Source organism: Bacteroides sp. UBA939, from assembly GCF_002293435.1.
In the GTDB taxonomy this organism is placed as follows: domain Bacteria; phylum Bacteroidota; class Bacteroidia; order Bacteroidales; family Bacteroidaceae; genus Bacteroides.
Map to the genome: position 1 here is coordinate 1 of NZ_DBDF01000210.1, position 3,280 is coordinate 3,280.

Sequence of the window (3,280 nt, forward strand, 5' to 3'; positions counted from 1 at the left end):
ACTACTGATTATCAATAGAGATAGTTCAGCTATATACAGACAAGATGCAAAACTTTAGTTATACAGATTAAGTTTTTAATAAATCCGCGTAACCTGTGTTATCTGCGGATGAAAGATAATAACCACTAAATAATTTAAAAAGCATGAAAGTAAGAAAGATCCTGACGAGTCTATGCCTGTTGATAGCCCTGCCACTGGCGGCGCAACAGAAAAACTATGTATCCGAAGTATGGGTCTCCGACCAAGGAAACGGTAAGTACAAAAACCCGGTACTCTACGCAGACTATTCCGACCCCGATGCCTGCCGCGTAGGAGACGACTACTACATGACATCTTCCAGTTTCAATTGCCTGCCCGGTTTGCAGATACTCCATTCCAAAGACCTTGTGAACTGGACTATCATCGGCGCTGCCGTACCTTACGCACTCCCACCCATTGAGACTCCCGAACGCCCCGAACACGGCAACCGTGTATGGGCGCCCGCCATCCGCCATCACAACGGCGAGTTTTACGTCTTCTGGGGAGACCCCGACCAGGGTGCTTTCATGGTGAAAGCCAAAGATCCGAAAGGCCCGTGGACAGAACCCGTACTGGTGAAGCCCGGTAAAGGCATCATCGACACATGCCCGCTTTGGGATGACAACGGCAAAGTATATATGGTACATGCCTATGCAGGCAGCCGCGCCGAACTGAAAAGCGTTATCACCATCTGCGAACTGAATGCCGAAGCAACCCAAGCCATCACTCCGTCGCGTATCGTATTCGATGGTCATGAGGCACACCAGACTTGCGAAGGGCCGAAGTTCTTCAAGCGCAACGATTACTATTACATATTCCATCCGGCAGGTGGCGTCCCCACAGGCTGGCAGGTAGTGCTTCGTTCCAAGAACGTTTACGGACCTTATGAATGGAAAACTGTGCTTGCACAAGGCAACAGCCCCGTGAATGGCCCTCACCAAGGTGCATGGGTAGATACCCCGACGGGCGAAGACTGGTTCCTTCATTTCCAGGATGTAGGCGCTTATGGCCGCCTGGTGCATCTGCAACCCATGACGTGGCTGAACGACTGGCCTGTTATCGGCATCGACAAAGACGGTGACGGTTGCGGCGAACCCGTAATGACTTACAAGAAACCGAATGTAGGCAATACGTATCCCATCTGCACTCCGCAGGAAAGCGACGAATTCGATGGCTATACCCTGTCTCCGCAGTGGCAATGGCATGCCAACATCAACGAGAAGTGGGCCTATTATGCTGGCGACCAAAGCATGGCGCGCCTGTACTCTTATCCTGTTGTAAAAGAGTATAAGAATCTTTTCGACGTTGCCAACCTGTTGCTGCAGAAAACTCCGGCTCCCAACTTCACCGCCACCGTGAAGCTGACTTTTAAACCGACGGACAGGTATAAAGGTGAACGCACCGGACTGGTAGTTATGGGCATGGACTATGCCGGACTCATCCTGGAAAATACGGACAAAGGACTCGTTCTTTCACAAGTATCCTGCCCGATAGCGGACAGAGGCACTGCGGAAGAAGTAAATGGCACGGTTGACCTGACGGATAACACCATCTACCTGAAAGTTAAGTTCAGCAGCGACGGAAAGAAAATCTCCAGGAGTGAAGGCGGACATGACTTACTGGTAATGTGCGATTTCAGTTACAGCCTCGACGGAAAGAAGTATCAGTCGCTCGGCAAGCCTTTCCAGGCCAAAGAAGGCAAATGGATCGGTGCAAAGGTAGGTACGTTCTGCACACGTCCCGCTATCACAACTAACGATGGCGGTTGGGCGGATGTAGACTGGTTCCGCATCACTAAGAAATAAGATTCAGCTCTTCAGTTGTTACAACTCATTCCTCCTTATTGAAAGCAAGGTTTCAGTAAGGAGGAATTTTTGTTTCTAAGTGTCCTGGAGGAATATAAATGGGAATTTGGCGAAGCGGGGCTTCGCAATGATTAGTGTTTAGTGATAAGTGATTAGCAAGAGTATCCCGTTTCTCCTCCTCATTCCCTCCTCTACATACTCGATATTTTCTCGTAGCAAATTCGGTTCATTCCCGTAAAAAGGCATACTTAACCGAATTTGTACCGAGTTTGAACCGAGTTTGTACCGAGTTTGCTATGGTTCAGTAGTGAAACAGACCCGGTTCAGCACCGAATCAAAACCGAATCAGTACCATTCGAATAAAATGCGCTATCTTTGTATTCTCAATCACCCCCAAAGAATTATGAAGAAATTAATTATATTCGATTTAGACGGCACCCTGCTGAACACCATTGCCGACCTGGCACAAAGCGCCAACCACGCATTAGCCGCGTCAGGATACCCCACCCACGAAGAAAAAGAGTATAACCTCATGGTTGGAAACGGCATCAACAAACTGCTTGAACGCGCCTTGCCCGAAGGCAGCAAGACGGAAGAGAACGTTCTGCGCGTGCGCAAAGAGTTTATACCTTATTATAATCGGCACAATGCAGACAGAAGCCGCCCCTACCCCGGCATTACAGCGCTTCTGGACGAACTGCAAGCCAAAGGCCTCCGGCTCGCCGTTGCATCCAACAAATACCAGGCTGCCACCGCAAAACTGATAGCCCACTATTTCCCCAATATCCGCTTCACCGCCGTCTTCGGACAGCGCGAAGGCATCAACGTGAAGCCCGCCCCTGCTATTGTGCACGAGATTCTGGAAATTGCCCGGGTTTCCAAAGAAGATGTTCTCTACGTAGGAGACTCAGGCGTGGACATGCAGACCGCCATCAATGCAGAAGTAACCTCCTGCGGAGTGACCTGGGGATTCCGCCCGCGCACAGAACTGGAAACATTCCACCCCGATTACATTGTCGACAAAGCCGAAGAAGTGGCTGCAATAGCTACCGCGTAAAAACTGAAAGCAAAGAATATTTTTTTTGCCTGTTTTAACCTGTATTATTCATACTGTAAGGTAAATGACAATTTATTAGTGATTAATGCAGGTGATTAGTGGGAGTAACTTACTTCTCCTCCTCCCGGGAGGAGGAGAAGCAAGTTACTCCTGCCTATCGACTCCTAAGTATGAATAATGCAGGTTAATAGCCTGTTTAGCCTTCATTATTCATACTTCATTCATACTTCAGGAGTTAGAGTAGTTAACGTAGTTATCAGCCAACAAGTTGGNNGATTCACGGAGTATTGGCTTTAACTCCTTAACTCCTAACGAAGTGATAACTCCTTTAACTACAGTATGAATAATGCAGGTTAGATTTTGCTCAGCGTTGTTTTGAGAGTTATTTTTGAGGATGTTT

General features: G+C 48.3%; 2 protein-coding genes. Both read left to right on the forward strand.

Annotated elements, in window-relative coordinates; all coding sequences use genetic code 11:
• Positions 1-143: 143 nt before the first annotated feature.
• Complete coding sequence (locus tag B2Z67_RS13880) at positions 144-1,823, forward strand: glycoside hydrolase 43 family protein (protein WP_291530434.1); 1,680 nt, start codon at positions 144-146, stop codon at positions 1,821-1,823.
• 403 nt (positions 1,824-2,226) lie between these two features.
• Positions 2,227-2,880 (forward strand): HAD family hydrolase, encoded by a 654-nt coding sequence (locus B2Z67_RS13885; protein ID WP_291530435.1) that lies wholly within the window; start codon positions 2,227-2,229, stop codon positions 2,878-2,880.
• Positions 2,881-3,280 lie beyond the last annotated feature (400 nt).

What these genes read in the sequence shown, in the direction of transcription:
- B2Z67_RS13880 (WP_291530434.1), top strand. Translation starts at nt 144, where the DNA reads ATGAAAGTAAGAAAGATCCTGACGAGTCTATGCCTGTTGATAGCCCTG.
- B2Z67_RS13885 (WP_291530435.1), top strand. Translation starts at nt 2,227, where the DNA reads ATGAAGAAATTAATTATATTCGATTTAGACGGCACCCTGCTGAACACC.